This is a genomic window from Enterobacter sp. C6 (genome assembly GCF_008122455.1).
Classification (GTDB): Bacteria; Pseudomonadota; Gammaproteobacteria; order Enterobacterales; family Enterobacteriaceae; genus Enterobacter; species Enterobacter pseudoroggenkampii.
The window spans coordinates 1-3,746 of sequence record NZ_QPFW01000081.1 but is presented as its reverse complement, the minus strand read 5'-3'; the positions used below and the strand labels follow the sequence as shown (position 1 = coordinate 3,746).

General features: G+C 59.6%; 4 protein-coding genes. 1 reads left to right on the top strand and 3 read right to left on the bottom strand.

Annotated features, from left to right (window positions below; all coding sequences use genetic code 11):
- A partial coding sequence (gene clcB / locus DOU50_RS00855; protein WP_148768534.1) for a voltage-gated ClC-type chloride channel ClcB occupies positions 1–811 on the top strand: 811 nt, incomplete at its 5' end.
- Here the strand turns inward: clcB and bioD are convergent.
- The 3 genes from bioD to DOU50_RS00840 form a co-directional block, all read right to left on the bottom strand.
- Complete coding sequence (gene bioD, locus DOU50_RS00850; protein ID WP_061715366.1) at positions 746–1,441, bottom strand: dethiobiotin synthase; 696 nt, start codon at positions 1,439–1,441, stop codon at positions 746–748. The two genes, clcB and bioD, sit on opposite strands and share 66 nt — an antisense overlap.
- 130 nt (positions 1,442–1,571) lie before the next feature.
- Positions 1,572–2,792 (bottom strand): sugar metabolism global transcriptional regulator Mlc, encoded by a 1,221-nt coding sequence (gene mlc / locus DOU50_RS00845; RefSeq protein WP_024909131.1) that lies wholly within the window; start codon positions 2,790–2,792, stop codon positions 1,572–1,574.
- Positions 2,793–2,886: 94 nt separating this feature from the next.
- Positions 2,887–3,746 (bottom strand): LysR family transcriptional regulator (locus DOU50_RS00840; protein WP_148768533.1); only part of this gene is annotated, 860 nt, incomplete at its 5' end.

Here is a 3,746-nt window from a genome sequence, read left to right as displayed (position 1 = left end):
CGGGATGGCCAGCGCTTACCATGCTCCCTTAGCCGGAAGCCTGTTCATCGCTGAGATTCTGTTTGGCACCCTGATGCTGGCCTCGCTCGGGCCCGTGGTTATCGCGGCGGTGGTGGCGCTTCTCACCACGCAGCTTCTGGCGCCGGGTACCGGCACGCTCTACGCGGTCCATCTGAGCGGTATCCTCACCGCTACCGATTATGCCCTGCTGGTCACGATGGGGCTGGTGGCGGGTCTCTGCGGGCCGCTGCTGATGTGGCTGATGGCGTTCAGCCACGGTCTTTTCTTGCGCCTCAAGCTTTCGCCACCGTGGCAATTAGCGCTGGGCGGTGCGATCGTCGGGCTGCTGTCTCTTCTGACGCCGAAGGTATGGGGGAACGGCTATAGCGTGGTGCAGGCTTTTCTGCTCGCGCCGCCGCTGCTGTCGGTGATTGCCGGGGTGTTTATCTGCAAACTGCTGGCGGTACTGGCGAGCAGCGGGTCGGGCGCGCCGGGCGGGGTGTTTACGCCCACGCTGTTTGTCGGTATGGCAACGGGGATGCTGTTCGCGCAGCTGTTCGCGCTGTGGCTGCCGGGTTCTGAAACGGCGATTCTGCTGGGGCTGGCAGGAATGGCAACCCTACTTGCCGCAACCACGCACGCGCCCATTATGTCGGCGCTGATGGTCTGTGAAATGACCGGGCAGTATTTTTTACTGCCCGGCCTGCTGGTCGCCTGCGTGGTGGCGTCCGTGCTGTCGCGGACGTTACGCCACGACTCTGTCTACGGTCAACACGCCACCGAGGGCAGAGAGATCGACGTACTGCGCTAGCTCGCGCTGCTCGGCGCGAGGCAGATAAGGCAACTCGCCCACCAGCGGTCCGGGCAGTTTGGTGCTCAGCACGTCGATGATCTCCGCGTAGTGCGCCAGGCCCGGGTTGATGCGGTTTGCTACCCAGCCAACCAGCGGCAGGCCGTCATTGGCAATCGCCTGCGCCGTCAGCAGCGCGTGGTTGATGCACCCTTCCTGGATACCCACCACCATCACCACCGGAAGCTGCTCCTGCACAACCCATTCAGACAGCGGGCGCAAATCATTCATCAGGCTGCGCCAGCCGCCCGTCCCTTCAACAACCACGTGGTCAACCTTCTCACTCAGGTTCGCCAGGCCGTCGGACAACAGGGGATAATTAATCAGGCCGCTGTGCGCTACGCTGCTCTCCTCTTCGCTTAACGCAATGGGATTGACCGCGTGATAGGGCAACTCCAGTGACGAGACGCTTTGCAGCACCAGGGCGTCTTTATTGCGCAATCCCTCTGGCGTCTCTTTACTCCCTTTTGCGACCGGTTTGTACCCTGCCACGCGTTTACCGCTTGCTGCCAGCGCCTGCAGCAATGCGCGGGATACGACGGTCTTGCCGACAGAGGTATCTGTACCAGTAACAAAGAAACGCTTAAGCATGACTCACTCCACCTCTTGGGTATGCTTCGAAAATATAAACCAGGTAAATAATTCAGTGGAGGAAGTCTACGGGATGCATGCGCTACCCGGCTTGAGATAGCGCAATTTTTCTTACATCTGCGGAAAAGAGTTAACCCTGTAACAGGCGGATCAACAGCGAGCCGTTATACATGGCATCTTTGACCAGCGCCGCGCCAGCCATCGTACCCTGGTTGGAAAACTGGGTGCTTTCTACCGCAATGTTCCGGCTGTAGGCGGGAAGCGACTGCTGCTGAATACAGGCCGTAATCGCCGGGAAGAGGATCTCCGCCGCCTGGCTGAGCGGTGAGCCAATGAGGATTTTTTGCGGGTTGAAGAGGTTCACCATTATCGCCAGAATGCGGCCAACGTTATTCCCCACCCCGGTAATGATGTCCTTCGCCAGCAGATCCCCCTGGCGCGCGGCGGCGCAGAGTGAATCCACCGTAAGGGGTTGTCCGTGCAGCGAGGAGCTCATGGACTGGCTGAGCCTGACCTGCGCCAGCTCCAGCACGCTTTCCACGCTGGCAATGGTCTCCAGACAGCCGTGGTTGCCGCAGTAGCAGCGCTTACCGTACGGGTCGACCTGGGTGTGGCCAATTTCCACCAGGCTGCTGCTTCCGGCGTGGAGAAGACGTCCGTCGGTAATCACCCCCGCCCCGACGTTATGGTCGATGACCACCTGAATCACATCCCGCGCGCCGCGGGAAGCGCCAAACAGCGCCTCCGCCATCGTCCAGGCGCTGATGTCATGCTGAATATAGACCGGTACGCCGGTATGGTTTTTCAGCACTTCGCCCAGCGGCATCTCTTTGACATCGTCGTAAAACGGCATGCGGTGAACAATACCATTTTCGGTATCAATAATGCCCGGCATGGTGATGGCAATCGCCGTTAAGCGTTCAAGCCGCTGCTGATGGCGAATAAAGAAGCGATCGATGTGCGAGACAATCGCGTCGAGGAGCGGTTCCTCCGCGTTGAGCGGCAGTTCAAGGCGGTCTTCCACCACCAGCTTGCTGCTCAGGTCGCGCAGCGCAAGGAAGATTTCCCCCCGGCTGATGCGCAGTGACAGGTAGTGCCATGCTTCCGTCTCAACCACCAGCCCGACTGCCGGACGACCACGGCTGCCCGGCTCCTGAATTTCCGTCTCCTGAACCAGGTGCGCTTCCAGCATCTCGCGGACAATCTTGGTGATACTGGCAGGTGCCAGTTGTGCCAGGCGCGAAAGATCGATACGCGAAACCGGACCAAGCTGATCAATCAGGCGATACACCGCGCCAGCGTTGGTCTGCTTAATCTGATCAATATGCCCTGGCTGACTATCAGCAACCACCTCGTACTCCCTTATTTTCGAGCTTCGAAATAAACTGTTTGCTATGGTGAAGCACTTGCATGGCTGCCGTCAAATATTTACTTAGCCATGTGATTTACCGCACATTTTTGCCCCCTTTTCCCTGAAAATGCCGCCCGGCAGAGGCGCTTATTAACTGCTGTTTGAAGCGCTGTGCGGCGTGGCTCTGCTCGCGGTGTTTTGACCAGACCAGCCACATTTCGGAAACGGCATCCTCTTCGGCAATGGTCACCCAGCGCATTTCGCGCAACTGGACCCGTTTAAAGGAGGCCGGAAGAATAGACACGCCCAGCCCGGCGGCGACCAGACCGATAATGGTCATCGCTTCCCCGACTTCCTGGGTGATGACCGGGGCAAGATCGTAGCGGCGCATCAGCCCCAGGATATCGTCATACAGACCCGTTCCGACCTGCGGGTCAAAAAAGACAAACGGCTCTTTTGCCAGCTCTGCCAGCGAAACCGCCGGACGCGACGCCAGCGGGTGATCGTGTGGGATCATGGCCATCAGCGGCTCGCGCAGGATCACCTCCCACGCCAGCGTGTCCGGCAGCTGGGTGTTACGCATCAGTCCCAGATCCAGGGAACCTTCATTCAGCGGCGCAATCTGCTCGCGGGTGTTGATCTCGCGCGTCTGAATATGAACATCCGGGAAATGGCGGCGGAATGACGACAGCGTTTCCGAGACGGCGCTGATAAACGGTGCCGACGAGGTAAACCCGATGCGCAACTCTCCGGCTTCCCCGAGATACAGCCGTTCTGCCCGGGCGGCGGCGTCCTCAACCATGCTCAGAATTTGTCGGCTGTCGATGAGAAATTGCTTGCCCGCCGCCGTCAGGCTCACGCTGCGGTTGGTGCGGGCCAGCAGGCGCGCGCCGACCTGCTGCTCCAGGATCTGAATCTGCTGGCTTAACGGGGGTTGAGAGATATTCAGCCGTG

What these genes read in the sequence shown, in the direction of transcription:
- bioD (WP_061715366.1), bottom strand. Translation starts at nt 1,441, where the DNA reads ATGCTTAAGCGTTTCTTTGTTACTGGTACAGATACCTCTGTCGGCAAG.